At 58.9% G+C, this 21563-nt stretch carries 19 protein-coding genes, 3 tRNA genes and 1 riboswitch; of the genes, 20 read left to right on the forward strand and 2 right to left on the reverse strand.

Annotated features, from left to right (window positions below; translation table 11 throughout):
• The first annotated feature begins 233 nt into the window (after positions 1-233).
• The 13 genes from EC915_RS15890 (at position 234) to astE (ending at position 13685) form a co-directional block, all read left to right on the forward strand.
• Positions 234-1010, forward strand: a complete 777-nt coding sequence (locus EC915_RS15890) for an ABC transporter substrate-binding protein (RefSeq protein ID WP_133751488.1) — start codon at positions 234-236, stop codon at positions 1008-1010.
• 87 nt (positions 1011-1097) lie between these two features.
• A complete protein-coding gene (locus EC915_RS15895) occupies positions 1098-1787 on the forward strand; it encodes an ABC transporter permease (protein ID WP_133751489.1) in 690 nt (229 codons plus the stop codon).
• Positions 1784-2482, forward strand: a complete 699-nt coding sequence (locus EC915_RS15900; RefSeq protein WP_133751490.1) for an ABC transporter permease — start codon at positions 1784-1786, stop codon at positions 2480-2482. Before EC915_RS15895 ends, EC915_RS15900 begins: the two co-directional genes overlap by 4 nt.
• A gap of 1 nt (position 2483) precedes the next feature.
• On the forward strand, positions 2484-3596 hold the full coding sequence (locus tag EC915_RS15905) for a succinylglutamate desuccinylase/aspartoacylase family protein (protein ID WP_133751491.1): 1113 nt from the start codon (positions 2484-2486) through the stop codon (positions 3594-3596).
• A 21-nt stretch (positions 3597-3617) separates the two neighbouring features.
• Complete coding sequence (locus tag EC915_RS15910) at positions 3618-4382, forward strand: ABC transporter ATP-binding protein (RefSeq protein WP_133751492.1); 765 nt, start codon at positions 3618-3620, stop codon at positions 4380-4382.
• Positions 4383-4529: 147 nt separating this feature from the next.
• Positions 4530-5513 carry a transcriptional regulator ArgR gene (gene argR, locus EC915_RS15915; RefSeq protein WP_133751493.1) on the forward strand — a complete coding sequence of 328 codons (984 nt, stop codon included), beginning with the start codon at positions 4530-4532 and terminating at the stop codon, positions 5511-5513.
• A 246-nt stretch (positions 5514-5759) separates the two neighbouring features.
• Complete coding sequence (locus EC915_RS15920; protein WP_133751494.1) at positions 5760-6980, forward strand: aspartate aminotransferase family protein; 1221 nt, start codon at positions 5760-5762, stop codon at positions 6978-6980.
• Between the two features lie 173 nt (positions 6981-7153).
• On the forward strand, positions 7154-8185 hold the full coding sequence (aruF, locus tag EC915_RS15925) for an arginine/ornithine succinyltransferase subunit alpha (RefSeq protein WP_133751495.1): 1032 nt from the start codon (positions 7154-7156) through the stop codon (positions 8183-8185).
• Positions 8186-8285: 100 nt separating this feature from the next.
• The gene (astA, locus tag EC915_RS15930; RefSeq protein WP_133751496.1) at positions 8286-9311 is read left to right on the forward strand and encodes an arginine N-succinyltransferase; all 1026 of its coding nucleotides are present in this window, start codon (positions 8286-8288) and stop codon (positions 9309-9311) included.
• Positions 9308-10777, forward strand: a complete 1470-nt coding sequence (astD, locus tag EC915_RS15935) for a succinylglutamate-semialdehyde dehydrogenase (RefSeq protein ID WP_177413381.1) — start codon at positions 9308-9310, stop codon at positions 10775-10777. Before astA ends, astD begins: the two co-directional genes overlap by 4 nt.
• 164 nt (positions 10778-10941) lie before the next feature.
• Positions 10942-12288 carry an N-succinylarginine dihydrolase gene (astB, locus tag EC915_RS15940; RefSeq protein WP_133751498.1) on the forward strand — a complete coding sequence of 449 codons (1347 nt, stop codon included), beginning with the start codon at positions 10942-10944 and terminating at the stop codon, positions 12286-12288.
• Positions 12289-12365: 77 nt separating this feature from the next.
• A complete protein-coding gene (locus EC915_RS15945; protein WP_133751499.1) occupies positions 12366-12656 on the forward strand; it encodes a topoisomerase II in 291 nt (96 codons plus the stop codon).
• 21 nt (positions 12657-12677) lie between these two features.
• Positions 12678-13685: a succinylglutamate desuccinylase gene (gene astE, locus EC915_RS15950; RefSeq protein ID WP_133751500.1), complete on the forward strand. Its 1008-nt coding sequence runs from the start codon at positions 12678-12680 to the stop codon at positions 13683-13685.
• 68 nt (positions 13686-13753) lie between these two features.
• On the opposite strand, the gene EC915_RS15955 is transcribed toward astE, so the two are convergent.
• Entirely contained in the window at positions 13754-14248 is a 495-nt protein-coding gene (locus EC915_RS15955; RefSeq protein WP_133751501.1) for a 6,7-dimethyl-8-ribityllumazine synthase, read from the reverse strand.
• Positions 14249-14372: 124 nt separating this feature from the next.
• Positions 14373-14531: riboswitch (FMN riboswitch) on the reverse strand.
• 184 nt (positions 14532-14715) lie between these two features.
• Between EC915_RS15955 and ltaE the strand changes: the two genes are divergently transcribed.
• From ltaE to EC915_RS15990, 7 genes are all read left to right on the forward strand, one after another.
• Positions 14716-15720 (forward strand): low-specificity L-threonine aldolase, encoded by a 1005-nt coding sequence (gene ltaE, locus EC915_RS15960; protein ID WP_133751502.1) that lies wholly within the window; start codon positions 14716-14718, stop codon positions 15718-15720.
• A gap of 144 nt (positions 15721-15864) precedes the next feature.
• Complete coding sequence (alaS, locus tag EC915_RS15965) at positions 15865-18489, forward strand: alanine--tRNA ligase (protein WP_133751503.1); 2625 nt, start codon at positions 15865-15867, stop codon at positions 18487-18489.
• A gap of 90 nt (positions 18490-18579) precedes the next feature.
• The gene (locus tag EC915_RS15970) at positions 18580-19812 is read left to right on the forward strand and encodes an aspartate kinase (protein ID WP_133751504.1); all 1233 of its coding nucleotides are present in this window, start codon (positions 18580-18582) and stop codon (positions 19810-19812) included.
• 181 nt (positions 19813-19993) lie between these two features.
• Positions 19994-20182: a carbon storage regulator CsrA gene (csrA, locus tag EC915_RS15975; protein ID WP_020290522.1), complete on the forward strand. Its 189-nt coding sequence runs from the start codon at positions 19994-19996 to the stop codon at positions 20180-20182.
• 62 nt (positions 20183-20244) lie between these two features.
• A tRNA-Ser gene (locus tag EC915_RS15980) sits at positions 20245-20335 on the forward strand.
• Between the two features lie 107 nt (positions 20336-20442).
• Positions 20443-20519: transfer RNA gene (locus tag EC915_RS15985), tRNA-Arg, on the forward strand.
• Positions 20520-20654: 135 nt separating this feature from the next.
• A tRNA-Arg gene (locus EC915_RS15990) sits at positions 20655-20731 on the forward strand.
• 49 nt (positions 20732-20780) lie between these two features.
• Here the strand turns inward: EC915_RS15990 and EC915_RS15995 are convergent.
• Positions 20781-21278: a cell envelope protein SmpA gene (locus EC915_RS15995; RefSeq protein WP_133751505.1), complete on the reverse strand. Its 498-nt coding sequence runs from the start codon at positions 21276-21278 to the stop codon at positions 20781-20783.
• Positions 21279-21563: the final 285 nt, after the last annotated feature.

Below are 21563 nucleotides of genomic sequence, written 5' to 3' on the forward strand. Positions count from 1 at the left end.
AAAAATCCTGGGCTGTCAATCGGGCTGATCGGCTTTCTTGGTGCTTCTGTAACTAGTTGTCGCATTGAAGAAATATCGACTTACAGCCTGTCGCTAAAATGCCGATCACTCGCCGAAGGCCTGTCGAGCCCTGAGACCCGACGGGACCTGCGTCGCAATTTCAGATATTCCTTCTGCACATTGAGCGTTTCGCTCTCTGCCATTTGTCGCGTTATACCGATGGAGTTTCAAGAATGAAAAAGCTCATGCTGCTGGGCGCGCTGGCGTTGTCCGTATTGGCACAGCCTGTAGTTGCCGATGAAAAACCCCTGAAGATCGGTATCGAAGCTGCTTATCCTCCATTCGCCTCGAAAGCGCCGGACGGCAACATCGTCGGCTTCGACTACGACATCGGCAACGCGCTGTGTGAAGAGATGAAGGTCAAGTGTGTCTGGGTCGAGCAAGAGTTCGACGGTCTGATCCCGGCCCTCAAAGTACGCAAGATCGACGCGGTCCTGTCCTCGATGTCCATCACCGAAGATCGCAAGAAGTCCGTTGATTTCAGCAACAAGTACTACAACACCCCGGCCCGTCTGGTCATGAAGCAAGGCACCGTCGTCAGCGACAGCATGACCGAGCTCAAGGGCAAGAACATTGGCGTGCAGCGTGGCTCCATCCACGAGCGTTTCGCCAAGGAAGTCCTCGCTCCACTGGGCGCCGAAATCAAGCCCTACAGCTCGCAGAACGAAATCTATCTGGACATCGGCGCCGGTCGCCTGGACGGCACCGTAGCGGATGCGACCCTGTTGCAGGACGGTTTCCTCAATACCGATTCGGGCAAGGGCTACGCGTTTGTCGGCCCGGCCTTCACCGATGTCAACTACTTCGGCGACGGCGTAGGCATCGCGGTACGCAAGGGTGACAAGGCCGATCTGGACCGAATCAACGCGGCCATCACTGCTATCCGTGCAGACGGTAAATACAAGGCGATCCAGGACAAGTACTTCAATTTCGATATCTACGGCCAGTAAGTAAACACCTGCAGTAATGGCGCAATCGGCGGGGACCGGATCCACGATTGCGCCATTTTTCTATCCCGTGCTCGAGGGCCAAACAACATGTTGAAAGGCTACGGAGCCGTCATCCTCGACGGTGCATGGCTGACCTTGCAGCTCGCCCTGTGCTCCATGGCGATGGCAATCGTGCTCGGTCTGATCGGCGTGTCGCTGCGCCTGTCGCCGGTGCGCTGGCTGGCCTGGCTGGGTGATCTGTATTCCACGGTCATTCGCGGTATTCCCGATCTGGTCCTGATCCTGCTGATTTTTTACGGCGGCCAGGACTTGCTCAACCGCGCCGCACCCCTGCTCGGTTATGACGATTACATCGACCTGAACCCGCTGGTGGCCGGTATCGGCACGCTGGGTTTCATCTTCGGCGCCTATCTGTCCGAAACCTTCCGCGGCGCGTTCATGGCCATTCCAAAGGGGCAGGCCGAGGCGGGCATGGCTTATGGCATGAGCAGTTCACGCCTGTTCTTCCGCGTCCTGGTGCCGCAGATGATTCGTCTGGCGATTCCCGGATTCACCAATAACTGGCTGGTACTGACCAAGGCCACCGCGCTGATTTCCGTGGTCGGCCTGCAAGACATGATGTTCAAGGCCAAGCAGGCGGCCGATGCCACTCGCCAGCCCTTCACTTTTTTCCTTGCAGTGGCGGCCATGTACCTGGTGATCACCAGTGTCTCGCTGCTGATACTGCGTCAAATCGAAAAGCGTTATTCGGCGGGCGTAAGGGTGGCAGACCTATGATCTTCGATTACAACGTCGTCTGGGAAAACCTGCCCCTGTATTTCGGCGGCATGTTGATTACCCTCAAGCTACTTGCGATTTCGCTGTTTTTCGGTCTGCTGGCCGCATTGCCTCTGGGATTGATGCGGGTCTCGAAAGTCGCCTGGGTCAACCTGCTGGCCTGGAGTTATACCTACGTGATTCGCGGCACGCCGATGCTGGTGCAGCTGTTCCTGATTTATTACGGGCTGGCCCAGTTCGAAGCGGTGCGCGAAAGCTTTCTCTGGCCATGGTTGTCCAGTGCCACCTTTTGCGCCTGCCTGGCGTTTGCCGTCAATACCAGCGCCTACACCGCCGAAATCATTGCCGGCAGCCTGAAGTCCACCCCGCCCGGTGAGATCGAAGCGGCCCGGGCGATGGGTATGTCCAAGTCCAAGCTGTATCGCCGCATCCTTCTGCCCTCGGCGTTGCGTCGGGCACTGCCGCAGTACAGCAATGAAGTGATCATGATGCTGCAGACCACCAGCCTGGCGTCCATTGTCACCTTGATGGATATCACCGGCGCGGCGCGCACCGTTAACGCGCAGTTCTACCTGCCGTTCGAGGCGTACATTACCGCTGGGGTGTTCTACCTGTGCCTGACGTTCATTCTGGTGAAACTGTTCAAGCTGGCCGAGCGCCGCTGGCTCAGTTACCTCGCACCGAGGAAGCACTGATATGCAGCGCATCGATCACAGCCTGCCGTGGGGCAGCCTCGGCACCCAGCGCACCTTGAGCGTATTGCGTTTCGGTCAAGGCGAGCGTAAGGCCTACATTCAGGCCAGCTTGCACGCCGACGAGCTGCCGGGTATGCGCACTGCGTGGGAGCTGAAAAAGCGTCTGATGCAGCTGGAGGAGCAGGGCTTGCTCAACGGCGTTATCGAGCTGGTGCCGGTGGCTAACCCGATTGGCCTGGGGCAATTGCTGCAGGGCAATCATCAGGGGCGCTTCGAGTACGGCAGCGGCAAGAACTTCAACCGCGATTTCACCGAGTTGAGCGAGCCGGTGGGTGACCTGCTCACTGGCAAGCTTGGTGACGATCCACATGCCAACGTCAAGCTGATCCGTCAGGCCATGGCCGATGTGCTTGACCGGTTGCCACCGGCGGGCAGTGAGCTGGCGGGCATGCAGCGTGTGCTGCTGAGTCACGCTTGCAACGCCGATATCGTTCTGGATCTGCATTGCGACACCGATGCTTCCCTGCATATGTACGCCTTGCCCCAGCACTGGCCCCAATGGCGCTCGCTGTCTGCCCGTTTGGGCGTCAGTGTCGGGCTGCTGGCTGAGGATTCCGGTGGCAGCTCGTTCGATGAGGCCTGCTCGCTTCCCTGGTTGAGACTGGCGAAGCGTTTTCCCGATGCGCAGATTCCGCCGGCCTGCATGTCCACCACCCTGGAGCTGGGCGGTCAGTCCAACACCGGCAAGGCGGACGCTGAGGCCTTTGCCGAAGGCATGCTGGCATTTCTGGCCGAGCATGGCCTGATCAGTGGCCAATGGCCGCAACCGGCGTTCGAAGCGTGCGAAGGCATGCCGTTCGAAGGCACCGAAATGATCTACGCGCCGCATCCTGGCGTGCTGACGTTCCTGCGTGCGGCAGGCGCCTGGGTAGAGCCCGGCGAGCCGCTGTTCGAGGTCATAGACCCTTTGTCCGATCGGGCGACCACGGTGTGCGCCGGGACTGCCGGCGTACTGTTCGCCATCGAAAAACTGCGTTACGCCCAGCCAGGTTTCTGGATGGCCAAGGTGGCGGGCCGCACCCCTTTGCGCAGCGGCCGCCTGCTCAGTGACTGATTACTTGTGAGAACCGACAACATGAACAAACTGGAAGTCCAGGACCTGCACAAGTACTACGGCAATCACGAGGTGCTCAAGGGCGTTTCGCTGACCGCCAGGGCTGGCGATGTCATCAGCATCATCGGCTCCAGTGGCTCGGGCAAGAGTACGTTCCTGCGCTGCATCAACTTGCTGGAGCAGCCGAAATCCGGGCGCATTCTGCTCAACAATGAAGAGCTGAAACTGGTCGCCAACAAGGACGGTGGCTTGAAGGCTGCCGATCCCAAGCAGTTGCAACGCATGCGTTCGCGGCTGTCGATGGTGTTCCAGCATTTCAATCTCTGGTCCCATATGACCGCGCTGGAGAACATTATCGAAGCGCCGATTCACGTGCTGGGGGTCCCGAAAAAGGAGGCCCTGGAAAAGGCCGAGCACTATCTGAACAAGGTCGGCGTCGCTCATCGCAAGGATGCCTTTCCGGGGCACATGTCCGGTGGCGAACAACAGCGTGTGGCAATTGCCCGTGCGCTGGCCATGGAACCGGAGGTGATGTTGTTCGACGAGCCGACTTCAGCGCTCGATCCGGAACTGGTCGGCGATGTCTTGAAGGTCATGCAGGCACTGGCCCAGGAAGGCCGCACCATGGTCGTGGTGACCCACGAAATGGGCTTTGCCCGAGAGGTGTCGAACCAGCTCATCTTCTTGCACAAGGGCCTGGTCGAAGAGAGCGGCAACCCGCGAGAAGTGCTGGTCAGCCCCAAATCCGAGCGCCTGCAGCAGTTCCTATCAGGCAGCTTGAAGTAACCATTGGCGCCGTGTTGAACGGTGCGTTTTGTACGAGAACAGTTCATGCTGCGCGTCACCTCGCGCTGCCATGAGCTGAACCCGGTAGATTGCTTTCACACGCGCTGCGTGTGACCCATAACAGCGACACGTTTCGGACTGCACGCCATGACTGCCCATCGAATCGGATTCCTTATCTGGCCCGGCACCAAAGCCCTGACTCTGGCGCTGGCGGAGGAAGCCTTGCGTGTCGCTCAGCGTGTTCATCCTGAGGTGGTGTACGATCTGACCTTCATGCAGGCCGAGCCTGCGGCGCAAGGCGGCGGCTGGCAATTACCGGGTGAGCCTTGGGGCGGTCGGCTTGAGGGTTGTCAGAAAGTATTTCTCGTCGCCGATGAGCCGCCAGCCCCGATGGCGTCTTCACTGGCCGCAGCGCTCAAGCAGTTGGTGCGCGCAGGTTGCGTGATCGGCGGTCTTTCGGCGGGTGTGTATCCGCTGGCGCAATTGGGGCTGCTGGATGGTTATCGGGCTGCAGTGCACTGGCGCTGGCAGGATGATTTCGCCGAGCGCTTCCCCAAGGTCATCGCCACCAGTCATCTGTTCGACTGGGATCGCGATCGTCTGACGGCCTGCGGCGGCATGTCGGTGCTGGATCTGCTGTTGGCGGTGCTGGCGCGCGATCATGGTGCGGAGCTGGCGGGCGCGGTCTCGGAGGAACTGGTGGTCGAGCGCATTCGTGAAGGTGGCGAGCGTCAGCGCATCCCGTTGCAGAATCGCCTGGGCTCCAGTCATCCCAAGCTCACTCAAGCTGTGCTGTTGATGGAAGCCAACATCGAAGAGCCGCTGACCACCGACGAAATCGCTCAACATGTCTGCGTGTCCCGTCGTCAACTGGAGCGCATTTTCAAGCAATACCTCAATCGCGTCCCCAGCCAGTATTATCTGGAGCTGCGCCTGAACAAGGCCCGGCAAATGCTGATGCAGACCAGCAAATCGATTATCCAGATCGGCCTCTCCTGCGGCTTTTCCTCCGGCCCGCATTTTTCCAGCGCATACCGTAATTTCTTCGGCGCCACTCCCCGCGAAGACCGCAACCAACGCCGTAGCAGCAGCCCTTTCGAACTGTCTTCGGTGCCGGCGGAGCGGGGTTAATCGATACTCCCGTTGCCTTCAAAATCATTGGCTGGCATTCACACCGCAAGGCCTGCTACAGCACGCCGCCAACGTTTAAACTGCGCCTTTCCGACGCTATTTGTCGCATTGCCGAAAACCTCGGGAAAAGCCGGTTTGGCGCTATAACAAGTTGTCGCTTGGCGGCAAGGCCGGACCGAAATCAGTCCTTACAATCCTTTCATCGCCCGCCAGTCTCAGGCAGGCGTTCCTCTTCAGGAGACTCCGATGTCCGTTGAGCAAGTTCCGGTGCAACGTGCCGATTTCGACCAGGTGATGGTTCCTAACTACGCCCCCGCAGCATTCATTCCCGTACGCGGCCAGGGTTCCCGCGTGTGGGATCAGTCGGGTCGTGAACTGGTCGATTTCTCCGGTGGCATCGCGGTCAACGTACTGGGCCATGCGCATCCGGCGCTGGTCGGCGCACTGACCGAACAAGCCAACAAGCTGTGGCATGTCTCCAACGTATTCACCAACGAGCCAGCGCTGCGTCTGGCCAAAAAGCTGGTCGACGCCACCTTCGCTGAACGCGTGTTCTTCTGTAACTCCGGTGCCGAGGCCAACGAAGCGGCCTTCAAGCTTGCGCGTCGCGTCGCCCACGATCTCTACGGCACCGAGAAGTATCAAATCGTTGCTGCGCTGAACAGCTTCCACGGCCGCACGTTGTTTACCGTGAGTGTGGGTGGCCAGCCGAAATACTCTGAAGGCTTTGGCCCGAAAATCACCGGCATCACCCATGTGCCGTATAACGACCTGCAAGCGCTGAAAGCCGCAGTGAGCGACAAGACCTGCGCTGTCGTGCTCGAGCCGATCCAAGGCGAAGGCGGCGTGCTGCCAGCCGAGCTGGAATACCTGCAAGGTGCCCGCAAACTCTGTGACGAGCACAATGCGCTGCTGGTATTCGACGAAGTGCAGAGCGGCATGGGCCGCAGCGGCCATTTGTTCGCCTACATGCATTACGGCGTGACCCCGGACATCCTTTCCAGCGCCAAGAGCATCGGCGGTGGCTTCCCGATGGCCGCCATGCTGACCACTGAAAAACTGGCCAAGCACCTGTCGGTCGGCGTTCACGGCACCACCTACGGCGGCAACCCGCTGGCTTGTGCGGTAGGCGAGGCGGTCATCGATGTGGTGAACACGCCGCAAGTGTTGGCCGGCGTAAACGCCAAACACGAGCTGTTCAAGGCGCGCCTGCAGAAGATCGGTCAGCAGTACGGCGTGTTCAGCCAGGTGCGCGGCATGGGGCTGTTGATTGGCTGCGTGCTCACCGATGCCTGGAAGGGCAAGGCCAAGGAGTTTTTCAACGCCGCCGAGCACGAAGGCGTGATGATTCTGCAGGCAGGTCCCGACGTGGTGCGCTTCGCGCCGAGTCTGGTGATTGAAGACGCCGACATCAATGAAGGTCTGGATCGCTTCGAGCGTGCTGTTGCGAAACTGACGAAAGCCTGACTCCCGAGCTGCACGAACCCTGTAGGCGTGAGTGTGGTCGCGATGGCGGTCTGTCTGACACACCGCTTTTCGCGACCGTCGTCACCTGCGATTGCTCCTACAGAGATGTGCGTGCGGTTGGACTATTTTCCCAATGCCGGTCCACCGGCCTGTTTTTCTCAAGGAGTGACACCATGCTGGTGATGCGCCCCGCGCAAATGGCTGATCTGAGCGAGGTTCAACGACTCGCTGCGGACAGCCCGATTGGTGTCACGTCCCTGCCGGATGACGCTGGACGTCTGAGTGACAAGATCGCCGCTTCCGAAGCGTCGTTCGCTGCCGAAGTCAGTTTCAACGGCGAGGAAACCTATTTCTTTGTGCTGGAAGACACCGATTCCGGTCGTCTTGTCGGCTGTTCCGGGATTGTTGCATCGGCTGGGTATTCCGAGCCGTTCTACAGCTTTCGCAACGAAACGTTCGTTCATGCTTCCCGCGAACTGAAGATTCACAACAAGATTCACGTGCTCTCGCAATGCCATGACCTGACCGGCAACAGCTTGCTGACCAGTTTTTATGTGCTGCCGGAGCTGGTGGGTACGTTGTGGTCGGAGCTCAACTCCCGGGCGCGCTTGCTGTTCGTCGCAGCGCACCCCGAGCGTTTTGCCGACTCGGTAGTGACCGAGATTGTCGGCTATAGCGATGAAAACGGTGACTCGCCATTCTGGGACGCCATCGGCCGCAACTTCTTCGACCTCAACTATGCCGAGGCCGAGCGTATCTGCGGCCTGAAGAGCCGTACATTTCTTGCCGAATTGATGCCGCATTACCCGATCTACGTCCCACTGCTGCCGGACGAAGCTCAGGAGGCCATGGGGCAGGTGCACCCGCGGGCGCAGATCACCTTCGACATTCTGATGCGCGAAGGCTTCGAAACCGATCATTACATCGACATCTTCGATGGCGGCCCGACGCTGCACGCCCGGGTTTCCGGTATTCGTTCGATCGCCCAAAGCCGTGTGGTGCCGGTGAGAGTCGACACCGTCAACAGCGGCGATGCGGTCAAAGGCGGGCGTCCTTATCTGGTCGCCAACAGTCAGTTGCAGGACTACCGGGCCGTGATGCTGGAGCTGGACTGGGTGCCTGGTAAGCCAGTAACCCTGAGCCTTTGCGCAGCCGAAGCGCTGGGTGTCGGTGAAGGCGCCAGCGTCCGTATCGTCGCGGTTTGACAGTTGAGTCATCGGTGATCAGCGCTGATCGACAGCCTGGTACCGTGTCGCAGGTTAGCGAGTTCGTCGGATTCTACGGAAACCGGCTTGAGGAGAAAGCATGATCGTTCGTCCCGTACGCAGTAGTGACCTACCGGCGCTGATCGACCTGGCGCGCAGCACAGGCGCAGGGTTGACCACGCTGCCGGCCAACGAAGAGCGTCTGGCACACCGGGTCGGTTGGGCCGAAAAAACCTTTCGTGGCGACGCTGACCGGGGCGACGCCGATTATCTGTTCGTCCTTGAGGACGACGAGGGCCGGGTGGTCGGCATCTCCGCCATCGCAGGTGCCGTTGGCCTGCGTGAGCCCTGGTACAACTATCGAGTGGGGCTTACGGTCAGCGCGTCTCAGGAGCTGAACATCTACCGTGAGATTCCGACGCTGTTCCTGGCCAATGATCTGACCGGCAACTCGGAATTGTGCTCGCTGTTCCTGCAGGCAGATTTCCGCAATGGCCTCAATGGTCGGCTGTTATCGAAGGCGCGGATGCTGTTCATCGCTGAATTCCCCGAGCTGTTCGGTAACAAGATCATTGCCGAGATGCGCGGCATGTCCGACGAGCAAGGTCATTCGCCGTTCTGGGAGAGCCTGGGGCGGCATTTCTTCAAGATGGAATTCAGTCAGGCGGACTACCTCACTGGCGTAGGCAACCGCGCATTCATTGCCGAACTGATGCCGAAATTTCCGCTGTACAGCTGCTTCCTCTCCGAAGCGGCGCGCAACGTCATTGGACGCGTGCACACCAGCACCGAGCCTGCCTTGGCAATGCTCAAGGCCGAAGGCTTCAGCTATCAGGGCTATGTCGACATTTTCGACGCAGGGCCGGCGATCGAGTGCGAAACCGGCAAGATCCGCGCGGTGCGTGACAGCCAGGCGCTGGTGCTGGCAGTCGGCACGCCGGGTGACGATGCAACGCCCTTTGTTATCCATAACCGCAAGCGTGAAGACTGCCGCATCACGGCTGCCCCCGCGCGGTTTGCGGCGGGTACTTTGGTCGTCGATCCGATGACCGCCAAGCGCTTGCGCCTGAACGCGGGCGATCAGGTACGCGCCGTGCCTTTGTCTCCAGCTCGGGAGAGCATTTGATGAATACCTTGTACATCGCGGGCGCCTGGCAAGCCGGGCGGGGCGAGGCCTTTGAATCGCTGAACCCGGTCACCCAACAAGTGCTCTGGAAGGGGCAGGGGGCTAATGCCGATCAAGTCGACGCAGCGGTCAAAGCGGCGCGTCAGGCTTTTCCGGCCTGGGCGACCCGCACCCTCGATGAGCGCATCGCCGTTCTCGAAGCATTCACAGCTAAGCTGAAAAGCCGCACCGATGAAATAGCGCGTTGCATCAGTGAGGAAACCGGCAAACCGTTGTGGGAGTCGTCAACTGAAGTGACCAGTATGGTCAACAAAGTGGCGATTTCGATCCAGAGTTACCGCGAGCGGACCGGTGAGAAAAGCGGCCCGTTGGGCGACGCCACTGCCGTGCTGCGCCACAAGCCTCATGGCGTGGTTGCCGTGTTCGGTCCCTACAATTTTCCGGGGCATTTGCCCAACGGTCACATCGTCCCGGCGCTTCTCGCCGGTAACGCTGTCATTTTCAAGCCCAGCGAGCTGACGCCCAAAGTGGCCGAGCTTACCGTGCAGTGCTGGATTGATGCGCGACTCCCTGCAGGTGTGCTGAATCTGCTGCAAGGCGCGCGGGAAACCGGTATTGCGCTGGCGGCCAATCCGGGGCTCGACGGCCTGTTTTTTACCGGTTCCAGCCGCACGGGTAATGTGCTGCATCAGCAATTTGCCGGTCGTCCCGACAAAATCCTCGCTCTGGAAATGGGTGGCAATAACCCGCTGGTGGTCGATCAGGTCGCTGACATCGATGCGGCGGTGTATACCGTGATTCAGTCGGCGTTCATCTCGGCCGGTCAGCGCTGCACCTGTGCGCGTCGACTGCTGGTCCCGCAGGGTGCCTGGGGTGAAGCTTTCATGACGCGGCTGGTTGAAGTAACAGCATCGATCCAGGTGGGCGCATTCGATCAACAGCCTGCACCGTTCATGGGCTCGGTGATTTCTCTGCAGGCTGCGCAAGCCCTGCTCGATGCGCAGGAGCAGCTGCTGGCCAACGGCGCGGTGTCGCTTCTGGAAATGACGCAGACGGATGCGCAGTCGGCATTGCTGACGCCGGGGATTGTGGATGTGAGCGAGGTGCGTGATCGCCCGGATGAGGAATTGTTCGGTCCGTTGCTGCAGGTTATTCGCTACGTTGACTTCGACGCCGCAATCGAAGAGGCCAACGCAACGCAATACGGCCTGGCCGCCGGTCTGCTGTCGGATTCCCGGGAGCGCTATCAGCAGTTCTGGCTGCGCAGCCGGGCGGGCATCGTCAACTGGAACAAGCAATTGACCGGCGCTGCGAGTACCGCACCGTTCGGTGGTGTCGGGGCCTCGGGTAACCACCGCGCCAGCGCCTATTACGCAGCGGATTACTGCGCATATCCGGTGGCGTCGCTGGAGAGCGGTACGCTGGTGCTGCCGGCCAGCCTGTCACCGGGCATCACCCTGAGCTGATCCTTGTAGGCGCGCTTGCCCGCAAGTGAGGTCGGTCCGCGCCAGACGCGTCGGTTGATACGGCGCAGTCGTCCAGATGCGCACCAGACCCGGCGCGCTCCTACAGGTTTTGCAGCGCAGGATGAAGAATGTGCACATAAAAACAGATCCACGGAGCCTCACCGATGAAATCCTGTGAAGTCAACTTTGACGGTCTAGTGGGGCCGACCCATAACTACGGCGGGTTGTCCTACGGCAACGTCGCGTCCCAAAGCAACTGTCAGCAGTCATCCAACCCACGGGAAGCGGCGCTGCAAGGCCTGGCGAAAATGAAGGCGCTGACGGAGCTGGGCTTTACCCAGGGCGTGCTGGCGCCGCAGGAACGCCCGGACATTGCCGGTTTGCGCAAATTGGGCTTTGGCGGTAGCGATGCGCAAGTCATCGAGGGTGCGGCCAATCAATCCATGCCGCTGCTGGCGGCCAGTTGCTCGGCGTCGAGCATGTGGGTCGCCAACGCCGCGACGGTCAGCCCCAGCGCCGACACCGCAGACGGGCGCGTGCATTTCACTGCTGCCAACCTTAACTGCAAATACCACCGCAGTATCGAGCACCCGACCACCAGTCGTGTGCTGGGCGCAATGTTCGCCGATCAACAGCACTTCGCCCACCACGCGGCGTTACCCGCTGTCGCGCAGTTCGGCGATGAGGGCGCGGCCAACCATACGCGCTTCTGCCGCAGCTACGGCGAAGCGGGCGTTGAGTTCTTTGTCTTTGGTCGCGCTGCCTTCGATGCGCGTTTTCCCGCGCCACAGAAATACCCGGCGCGCCAGACCCTGGAAGCTTCGCAAGCCGTCGCGCGTCTGCACGGTCTGAGCGATGAGGGGGTCGTGTTTGCACAGCAGAACCCGGCGGTGATCGATCAGGGCGTGTTTCACAACGACGTCATCGCAGTGGGCAACGGCGAGGTACTCTTCTACCACGAAGACGCCTTCCTCAATACAGAGCACATGCTCAGCGAACTGCACGACAAACTCGGTCGTTGCGGGGGCCGCTTCCAGGCTATTTGCGTACCGCGCACCGAGGTCGCTGTCGAAGACGCTGTGCGTTCGTACCTGTTCAACAGCCAGTTACTGTCACGTGCTGATGGTTCAATGTTGCTGATCGTGCCGGAGGAATGCCGCAGCAACGAGCGCGTATGGCACTACCTGCAGCGCCTGATGGCCGACGAGAGCCCGATTCGTGAGGTCAAGGTTTTCGATCTCAAGCAGAGCATGCAAAATGGCGGCGGTCCGGCTTGTCTACGTCTGCGTGTGGCGCTCAAAGAAACGGAACTGGCGGCGGTCAATCCAGGGGTTATCATGACAGCGCCGTTGTACGACACGTTGACTCAGTGGGTGGACAAACACTACCGCGATCGTCTGAGCGACAGCGACCTGGCTGATCCTCAACTGTTGACCGAGTGCCGCACGGCACTGGATGAACTGACGCAGCACTTGAAGCTGGGTGCGGTTTATCCTTTCCAAATCAATTGATGCATCGATGACATCGCGCCTGACCGATTCGACGTCAGGCAGTCGATGTCTGTGCTTATAAAGAGAGAGTTTTTACCATGACCGACGCCCTGCGTTTGATCCTTGAAGACACCGATGGCACTCAGCTGGAAACGTCCTGCACCCGTTTTGCCGTTATCTGGCAGGGCAAAGAGGTATGGATTCAGCAAGACGGCCGCGGCCAACTGCTGATCGGCGTAGACGTCGAAGAAGACGATGCCGAGTACGCCAACCTGCTGCTGCGTCCGCTGGCGACCAACCTGGTCAGCCTGCAACTGGAAATGGAACCGGCAGACATCGCTGGCGACGACGACGGCCACGTGCACGGTCCAGACTGTAACCACGACTAAGACTCAGCAGGAACTCGCCCCATGCTCGCCCTCGGCAAACTGCTTGAACTGACCCTGGCGGGTCGCGAACCCGCTGAAAAGACTCAACTGACTGTCGAAGGCGTGCGGCTGCGCTGGCTGGCTGAGGGTGCGCTGGAAGTCCAGCCGCCCGAGGCTCATGACAATGGAACCGACCTGCTGCTCTCAGCCGGCATTCATGGCAACGAGACGGCGCCGATCGAGCTGCTCGACGAGCTGATTCACGCCATCGCCCGGGCCGATCTCAAGCCTCGGGCACGTATTCTTTTCCTGTTCGGCAATCCCGAAGCCATGCGTCGCGGCGAGCGTTATGTCGAACAGGACGTCAATCGGCTGTTCAATGGTCGTCATCGACAGAGCAGCGGTAACGAAGCACTGCGTGCCTGCGAACTGGAGGACCTGGCCGCGAGCTTCTTTAGCATTCCTGATCGCTATCGCCTGCACTACGACCTGCACACCGCCATTCGTGGCTCAAAGATCGAGCAATTCGCCCTCTACCCGTGGAAAGAAGGCCGTCAGCATTCACGCCGCGAGCTGGCTCGCCTGCAGAGGGCTGGAATGCAGGCGGTGCTGTTGCAGAACACGGCCTCCATCGTGTTCAGCGCCTATACCTGCGACAAGCTTGGGGCGCAGTCCTTCACCCTGGAGTTGGGCAAGGCACGTCCATTCGGGCAAAACCAGCAGGTCAATCTGTCTACGCTGAAGTCGTCGCTGGTGCAGTTGATAGAAGGGACTGAACCGGTATCAGACGATCAGTTGGATGGCTTGCAACTGTTCAGCGTGGCGCGGGAGATCATCAAGCGCAGCGATGCCTTTCGCCTGCATCTGCGGGACGACATCGAGAACTTCACCGAGCTGAACAAGGGCTATCTGCTGGCCGAAGACCAGGCTGACTCGCGCTGGGTGATCGAGGAGGAGGGTGCACGCATCATTTTTCCCAACCCGAAGGTCAAAAACGGCCTGCGCGCAGGGATTCTGATTGTGCCGGTTACGGATGAGCATTTGGGGTAGGCAGCGTCACGCGATACATCCCCACGCAGAGCGTGGGAACGATCATCATCATCAAGAGCGCTGGTCAATCAGCCTGCCACTTTTTGCAGCTCGCCCCCGCGGCGCACTGCTCGCAGTTTGGCCAATGTGTCTGCGCAGGTTTTCGCCGCTTCCTCACCTTTATGCACGAAGTGATCGAAGAAGAATTTCTGGTGTTCTTCACCGGCGTGGAAGTGGTGTGGGGTCAGGACTACCGAGAACACAGGCACTTCGGTTTCCAGCTGGACCTGCATCAGCGCACTGATTACCGACTGCGCGACGAATTCGTGGCGGTAGATTCCACCGTCCACCACCAGGCCTGCGGCCACAACGCCGCCATAGCGACCGGTTTTGGCGAGCAATTTGGCGTGTAGTGGAATTTCAAAGGCACCGCCCACTTCGAAGAAATCGATATCGCTCTCGGCATAGCCGTGGTTCGCCATCTCGGCGACAAAACCTTTGCGCGCCTGATCGACAATTTCTTTGTGCCAGCAGGCTTGAACGAAGGCGATGCGCTCATGAGCGTGAATTGCGGTAGGTTGCATTGTTCTGACTCCTGTTTAATTAAAAAACAGGGCGTGCTGGATCGAAGGGGATGCCAGGGTACGGTCGATGGCATGCCTGGCGACAAGCGCGTGGCGGTGCTTCGAGACGATCCTGTGGTGCAAATCCCGTTCTCTCTTCATCCGGACTATGACCGTCGGCCCTGGGATCACACCAGGTCTGCTGACCTCTTTCGGGAATAAACCCCGATCGAGCGCTCGCGGGCTAGACGCATTGCGCATCATTACCGCCGGTGGGGAATCGCACCCCGCCCTGAGAACGTCGCCGACAACATCATGGGTCGGCGGAGAGTTTGTAACACAGATTTTCCTAATGCGCATGGAGCCTTTTTGCAGGCTTTTATCAGTTTTTCTTCTAAGCACATCTAGGAATTGCGGCCAGGAGCCTTGAATATTCTGGGCGCTGGCCACAAAACCAAGTTTCGAACTACATGACAGGGAGCTTCATCATGACGGTTATCGATCTGCGTAGCGACACAGTGACCCAACCTACCGCGGGTATGCGCGAGGCCATGGCCCGGGCGCCTCTGGGGGACGACGTCTACGGCGAGGACCCGACGGTCAACAAACTGGAGTCCTGGTTGGCGGAGCATCTTGGGTTTAGCGCTGCGTTGTTCGTGCCGTCCGGCACCATGAGCAATCTGCTGGGCCTGATGGCGCATTGTGAGCGTGGCGATGAGTACATCGTGGGACAGCACGCGCACACCTATAAATATGAAGGCGGCGGCGCAGCGGTGCTGGGTTCGATCCAGCCGCAACCTCTGGACAATCAGGCCGATGGTTCGCTGGACCTGAATCAGGTTATTGCTGCGATCAAGGTGGACGATTTCCATTTCGCCCGAACCCGTTTGCTGGCACTGGAAAACACCATGCAGGGCAAGGTGCTGTCTCTGGAGTATCTGGCGGCGGCGCGCAAACTGACCCAGGAAAAAGGTTTGGGATTGCATCTGGATGGCGCGCGCCTCTACAACGCCGCCGTCAAGCTGGGCGTCGACGCGCGCGAGATCACGCAGCATTTCGATTCGGTCTCGGTGTGCCTGTCCAAAGGCTTGGGCGCGCCCATCGGCTCGGTGCTGTGTGGCTCGAGCGCGTTCATCGCCAAAGCGCGGCGTCTGCGCAAAATGGTGGGTGGCGGCATGCGCCAGGCAGGTTCCATTGCAGCAGCCGGTTTGTATGCGCTGGAGCATCAGGTCGAACGTCTGGCCGATGATCATCGCAACGCTGCGTTTCTGGGTAAGGGGCTGCATGAGCTGGGCTTCGACGTCGAGCCGGTGCAAACCAATATGGTCTATGTGCAGATTGGCGAACGTGCCCAGCAGCTCAAGACCTTCTGCGCCGAGCGAGGGATCGTTCTCAGTGCATCACCGCGTTTGCGCATGGTGACGCATCTGGACGTCTCATCGACGCAGATGGAACAGGTCATCGCGGCTTTTGCCGAATTCGGTAGCCGATAACTCATCGATAATCCAATTGGCTGCCTCTATCGTACAAAGTCACTGTACCGTGGAGGCAACGCCTATATAATGCGGCCCTTTGCCGTCGCTTCGTCGAATGACGTTATGCATTTGCCTCAGGCCGCAGTTCCCGTGGAAGAACCTATGAAAAGCGTAGAAATCCGTGAAGCCTTCCTTCGCTTCTTCGAAGAGCAAGGCCACACCCGAGTAGCCTCCAGCTCCTTGATTCCGGGCAACGACCCGACCCTGCTGTTTACCAACGCAGGCATGAACCAGTTCAAGGATTGCTTCCTTGGTCAGGAAAAGCGCTCCTACACGCGCGCCACCAGCAGCCAGAAATGCGTGCGCGCCGGGGGCAAGAACAGTGACCTGGAAAACGTCGGCTACACCGCGCGTCACCACACCTTTTTCGAGATGCTGGGCAATTTTAGTTTCGGCGATTACTTCAAGCGTGATGCAATTACCTACGCCTGGACCTTCCTGACTTCCGAAAAGTGGCTGAACCTGCCCAAGGAAAAACTCTGGGTCACGGTCTACGCTTCGGACGATGAAGCCTACGACATCTGGACCAAAGAAGTTGGCGTGCCGGCCGAGCGCATGATTCGCATCGGCGACAACAAGGGCGCGCCTTATGCGTCCGACAACTTCTGGACCATGGGCGATACCGGCCCGTGCGGTCCCTGCACCGAGATTTTCTACGATCACGGCGCCGATATCTGGGGCGGCCCACCGGGTTCGCCGGAAGAAGACGGTGACCGCTACATCGAGATATGGAACAACGTTTTCATGCAGTTCAACCGTACGGCCGACGGCGTTCTGCACCCGTTGCCTGCACCTTCGGTCGACACCGGCATGGGGCTTGAGCGCATCAGTGCGGTCATGCAGCACGTGCACTCCAACTATGAAATCGATTTGTTCAAGAACCTGCTTAGCGCCTCGGCTGCGGCAATCGGTTGCAGCAATGGCGATCAGTCGTCGCTCAAGGTGGTTTCGGACCACATCCGCTCCTGCGGTTTCCTGATCGCCGATGGCGTACTTCCGTCCAATGAAGGGCGTGGCTATGTGCTGCGTCGCATCATTCGTCGCGCCTGCCGTCACGGCAACAAGCTGGGCGCCAAGGGCAGCTTTTTCTACCGGATTGTCGCGGCCCTGGTCGCCGAGATGGGCGAAGCCTTCCCGGAGCTGAAATCCCAGCAGGCGCACATCGAGCGCGTGCTTAAAGCCGAAGAAGAGCAGTTCGCCAAGACCCTGGAGCAGGGCCTGAAGATTCTCGAGCAGGATCTGGCTGAACTTCAGGGCACGGTGGTGCCAGGCGATGTGGTGTTCAAACTGTATGACACCTACGGCTTTCCGATGGACCTGACCGGCGACATCGCCCGTGAGCGCAACCTGACCCTCGATGAGGCCGGTTTCGAGCGCGAGATGGATGCCCAGCGTGAACGCGCGCGTTCGGCCAGTTCCTTCTCGCTGGATTACAACACCCTGGTCAAGGTCGACGTTGCGACCGAGTTCACCGGTTACAGCGCTACGGTTGGTGAAGCCAGGGTCGTTGCTCTTTATAAGGAAGGCGTGGCGGTCGAGCAGCTGAGCGAAGGCGAGGACGGCGTGGTCGTTCTGGACAAGACCCCCTTCTATGCCGAATCCGGTGGCCAGATCGGCGACAGCGGCTACCTGACGGCGGGCGATGCGCGTTTCGACGTCAGCGACACGACCAAGACCGGCGGCGCGTTTCTGCACCACGGCATCCAGGTGTCGGGCAGTCTGAAAGTCGGCGCGACCGTCAGTACGGATGTCGCTGCGCAAGTGCGTCAGGCCACGTCCCTGAACCACTCGGCCACCCACTTGCTGCACGCAGCATTGCGTCAGGTGCTGGGCGACCACGTTCAACAGAAAGGCTCGCTGGTCGACAGTCAGCGCCTGCGCTTCGACTTCAGTCACTTTGAGGCGATCAAGCCTGAGCAGATCAAGGCGCTGGAAGATATCGTCAACGCCGAGGTGCGCAAGAACACCGCCGTCGAAACCCAAGAGACCGACATCGAAACCGCCAAGAAGAAAGGCGCGATGGCGCTGTTCGGCGAGAAGTACGGTGACAGCGTTCGCGTATTGAGCATGGGTGGCGATTTCTCCGTTGAGCTGTGTGGCGGTATCCACGCCAACCGTACAGGCGACATCGCACTGTTCAAGATCATCAGCGAAGGTGGCGTGGCCGCTGGCGTGCGTCGTATCGAGGCTGTGACCGGTGCCGTCGCACTGGCCTATCTCACTACCGCTGAAGAGCAATTAAAGGAAGCCGCGAACCTGGTCAAAGGCAATCGCGACAACCTGCTGGACAAGCTGACGGCTGTTCTGGAACGCAATCGTCTGTTGGAAAAACAGCTGGAACAACTGCAGGCCAAGGCGGCCAGCGCTGCCGGCGACGATCTGTCCGCCGCTGCGGTGGAGGTCAAGGGTGTCAAAGTCCTCGCTGCACGTCTCGATGGTCAGGATGGCAAGGCACTGCTGGCCCTGGTCGACCAGTTGAAGAACAAACTCGGCTGCGCAGTGATCCTGCTCGGTGGGGTGCATGAAGATAAGGTCGTACTGGTGGCAGGCGTCACCAAGGACCTGACTGGCCAACTCAAAGCCGGTGATTTGATGAAGCAAGCGGCCGCCGCTGTGGGTGGTAAAGGTGGCGGTCGTCCTGATATGGCACAGGGTGGTGGCGTTGATGCCGCTGGCCTGGATGCAGCGCTCGCACTGGCTGTTCCGTACGCCGAACAGGGAATTTAAGTCGACCCACCGGGGCCTGCGTCCGTAGGCTCCGGCGCTACGCGGTTTGAATGTTAACGGGCGCCCTTCATGGGCTGAGGCGGCTTTGAGATGGCTTTAATCGTACAAAAGTTTGGAGGCACCTCCGTGGGCTCGGTCGAGCGCATCGAGCAGGTGGCCGACAAGGTCAAGAAATTCCGCGAAGCGGGTGATGATCTGGTGGTGGTGCTGTCCGCCATGAGTGGCGAAACCAATCGTTTGATCGACCTGGCCAGGCAGATCAGCGATCAACCGGTTCCGCGCGAACTGGACGTGATCGTTTCCACCGGCGAGCAGGTCACCATTGCTTTGCTGGCCATGGCTCTGATCAAGCGTGGCGTGCCGGCGGTGTCCTACACCGGCAATCAGGTCCGTATCCTGACGGATAGCGCGCATAACAAGGCGCGCATCCTGCAGATTGATGATCAGAAAATTCGCGCTGATTTGAAAGAAGGGCGTGTAGTCGTGGTCGCCGGTTTTCAGGGCGTTGATGAAAACGGAAACATCACGACCCTGGGTCGCGGTGGCTCGGACACCACCGGCGTAGCACTGGCGGCTGCTTTGAAAGCGGACGAATGCCAGATTTACACCGACGTCGATGGCGTCTACACCACCGACCCGCGTGTTGTCTCCCAGGCCCAGCGTCTGGACAAGATCACCTTCGAAGAGATGCTGGAAATGGCCAGCCTCGGTTCCAAGGTGCTACAGATCCGCGCAGTCGAGTTCGCCGGCAAATACAACGTCCCGCTGCGCGTACTGCACAGCTTCAAGGAGGGTCCAGGCACCCTCATTACCATTGATGAAGAGGAATCCATGGAACAGCCGATCATTTCTGGCATCGCTTTCAACCGCGACGAAGCCAAGCTGACGATCCGTGGCGTGCCAGACACCCCGGGCGTTGCTTTCAAGATTCTGGGCCCGATCAGTGGCGCAAATATCGAAGTGGATATGATCGTGCAGAACGTTTCGCACGATAACACCACTGACTTTACCTTCACCGTTCACCGCAACGATTACCAGTCCGCGCTGCAAGTACTGGAAAACACTGCCCGGGAAATCGGTGCGCGCGAAGTCATCGGCGACACCAAGATCGCCAAGGTCTCCATCGTTGGCGTCGGCATGCGTTCGCACGCAGGCGTTGCCAGCCGCATGTTCGAAGCGCTGGCCAAGGAAAGCATCAACATCCAGATGATTTCGACGTCCGAAATCAAAGTCTCGGTCGTGATCGAAGAGAAATATCTGGAACTGGCCGTTCGCGCTCTGCACACGGCTTTCGAACTCGACACTCCTCGTCAGGGCGAGTAGGGGTTTTACCAAAAGGCGCGGTTCATCCGCGCTTTTTGTGTATCGGATAGGCGCAAGAAAACTGTTTTTTCTCCGGTGCTAGTCAATACTCAGGCGTAGACCTGCTGTCGATGCTGGCTCAGGCTGATGCCGTTTTGGTTGTGCACAGTGTTGTCCCTGAATTCAGCTTGAGGAGATAGGTATGCTGATTTTGACCCGTCGGTGCGCGGAGAGTCTGATCATCGGAGACGGTGAGATCACCGTCACCGTGCTCGGCGTAAAAGGTAATCAGGTACGAATTGGCGTCAATGCGCCCAAGGAAGTAGCTGTTCACCGCGAAGAGATTTACCTGCGTATCAAGAAAGAGAAGGACCAGGAACCAAGCCATTAATTTTTATTGAATTTTCGGTTTGCAAACGGGGAAAAGGGTGGTTATTATACGCCCCGTGTTGCGGAGAGCTGGCCGAGTGGCCGAAGGCGCTCCCCTGCTAAGGGAGTACACCTCAAAAGGGTGTCGGGGGTTCGAATCCCCCGTTCTCCGCCATTATTTGCGTAGTACGTCGTAATCTGGCTTTATCGGTAAGTTGTTGAAATTACTAGAAAAAGTGCTTGACCAAAAGATTTGACGGCCTATAATGCGCGGCAACAAATGCACTCGTAGCTCAGCTGGATAGAGTACTCGGCTACGAACCGAGCGGTCACAGGTTCGAATCCTGTCGAGTGCACCATTTAAGCGTTAACTGTAGTCATACGGTTAGCAGCCTTAAGAAAGAGCCTGGCTTTAATAGGTCTTCGGAAGTACCACTCACTTCCAGAAGTAAAATGCACTGACCAGAGGTGATCTGGTTCATCAAGCGCCACATGCACTCGTAGCTCAGCTGGATAGAGTACTCGGCTACGAACCGAGCGGTCACAGGTTCGAATCCTGTCGAGTGCACCATAAAACGAAAAGCCCGCATGCAAATGCGGGCTTTTTGCTTTTCCAGAATTCACTTCTTCGATCTTTCCTTCTGCTGCGTACCTTTCACGCAGCCGTGCTCATCGAACTGTATCTGACGGCTCCGTCCTTTCTTTTCCTCATAGAGAAAACGCAGTTCGGCATTTCGACCAATGACTTTATCCGGCTTGCCCAGCAGGCTTTCCACGTCTCTGCTGGTCATTCCGGCCGGCGTCTGTTGGTTGATGATTGCCTTGCGGCGTTGTTCAGCACTCAATATGTTTCCGCAGCCATCGTCTCGTTGACCGATCACCACGAGTTCGGGCTTGAGTGGCTTCTTCAGTGACTCGGCGGCTGCGGAGGAGGGGGCAATCGTTCCAACAAGTGCATTGTTCACGCTGTGCGGCGTTCTGGCGTGGCCTGATGGGCAACTGAGGGTGGTGAAGGTAATAGCGCCGAGTGCGTCTTCGCAACGGTTTACCGTCGTGGCTCCGAAAGTGGCAGGTAGCAGCAGGGCAGTAATGACGGTTTTACGAAGGTCCAGCGGCATGACGACGTCCTCCTTGACAGTTATCAAGAGAGACTAGCCAAAGGGCGTTTTACGGGCGAGCGTGTTTTCTCCTCTGAATGTGACGTCGTAGCAATAACGTCTCGGACGATGCTTAACATTGCGCTGCAAGCGCTTGTTGTCCGGTGAATTTTTAACATGAAGCTTTGGCAAGCGGTGTATGATTGCGCCCGTCAGCCCCGCCGGGGCTTGTGGAATACCTCCATGGACTCACCCAGTAGCAACTCAGAACCTGGCTTTACCAATCGAGAATCGACTGATTGATCT

The organism is Pseudomonas sp. LP_7_YM (assembly GCF_004364435.1).
Lineage (GTDB): Bacteria > Pseudomonadota > Gammaproteobacteria > Pseudomonadales > Pseudomonadaceae > Aquipseudomonas.

Excerpts from the sequence above, each read along its gene's own strand:
- aruF (WP_133751495.1), top strand. The coding sequence starts at position 7,154 with ATGCTGGTGATGCGCCCCGCGCAAATGGCTGATCTGAGCGAGGTTCAA.
- astE (WP_133751500.1), top strand. The coding sequence starts at position 12,678 with ATGCTCGCCCTCGGCAAACTGCTTGAACTGACCCTGGCGGGTCGCGAA.
- alaS (WP_133751503.1), top strand. The coding sequence starts at position 15,865 with ATGAAAAGCGTAGAAATCCGTGAAGCCTTCCTTCGCTTCTTCGAAGAG.
- EC915_RS15995 (WP_133751505.1), bottom strand. The coding sequence starts at position 21,278 with ATGCCGCTGGACCTTCGTAAAACCGTCATTACTGCCCTGCTGCTACCT.
- argR (WP_133751493.1), top strand. The coding sequence starts at position 4,530 with ATGACTGCCCATCGAATCGGATTCCTTATCTGGCCCGGCACCAAAGCC.
- csrA (WP_020290522.1), top strand. The coding sequence starts at position 19,994 with ATGCTGATTTTGACCCGTCGGTGCGCGGAGAGTCTGATCATCGGAGAC.
- EC915_RS15900 (WP_133751490.1), top strand. The coding sequence starts at position 1,784 with ATGATCTTCGATTACAACGTCGTCTGGGAAAACCTGCCCCTGTATTTC.
- EC915_RS15910 (WP_133751492.1), top strand. The coding sequence starts at position 3,618 with ATGAACAAACTGGAAGTCCAGGACCTGCACAAGTACTACGGCAATCAC.
- EC915_RS15945 (WP_133751499.1), top strand. The coding sequence starts at position 12,366 with ATGACCGACGCCCTGCGTTTGATCCTTGAAGACACCGATGGCACTCAG.
- EC915_RS15895 (WP_133751489.1), top strand. The coding sequence starts at position 1,098 with ATGTTGAAAGGCTACGGAGCCGTCATCCTCGACGGTGCATGGCTGACC.
- astA (WP_133751496.1), top strand. The coding sequence starts at position 8,286 with ATGATCGTTCGTCCCGTACGCAGTAGTGACCTACCGGCGCTGATCGAC.
- ltaE (WP_133751502.1), top strand. The coding sequence starts at position 14,716 with ATGACGGTTATCGATCTGCGTAGCGACACAGTGACCCAACCTACCGCG.
- EC915_RS15955 (WP_133751501.1), bottom strand. The coding sequence starts at position 14,248 with ATGCAACCTACCGCAATTCACGCTCATGAGCGCATCGCCTTCGTTCAA.
- astB (WP_133751498.1), top strand. The coding sequence starts at position 10,942 with ATGAAATCCTGTGAAGTCAACTTTGACGGTCTAGTGGGGCCGACCCAT.
- EC915_RS15920 (WP_133751494.1), top strand. The coding sequence starts at position 5,760 with ATGTCCGTTGAGCAAGTTCCGGTGCAACGTGCCGATTTCGACCAGGTG.
- EC915_RS15905 (WP_133751491.1), top strand. The coding sequence starts at position 2,484 with ATGCAGCGCATCGATCACAGCCTGCCGTGGGGCAGCCTCGGCACCCAG.
- EC915_RS15970 (WP_133751504.1), top strand. The coding sequence starts at position 18,580 with ATGGCTTTAATCGTACAAAAGTTTGGAGGCACCTCCGTGGGCTCGGTC.
- EC915_RS15890 (WP_133751488.1), top strand. The coding sequence starts at position 234 with ATGAAAAAGCTCATGCTGCTGGGCGCGCTGGCGTTGTCCGTATTGGCA.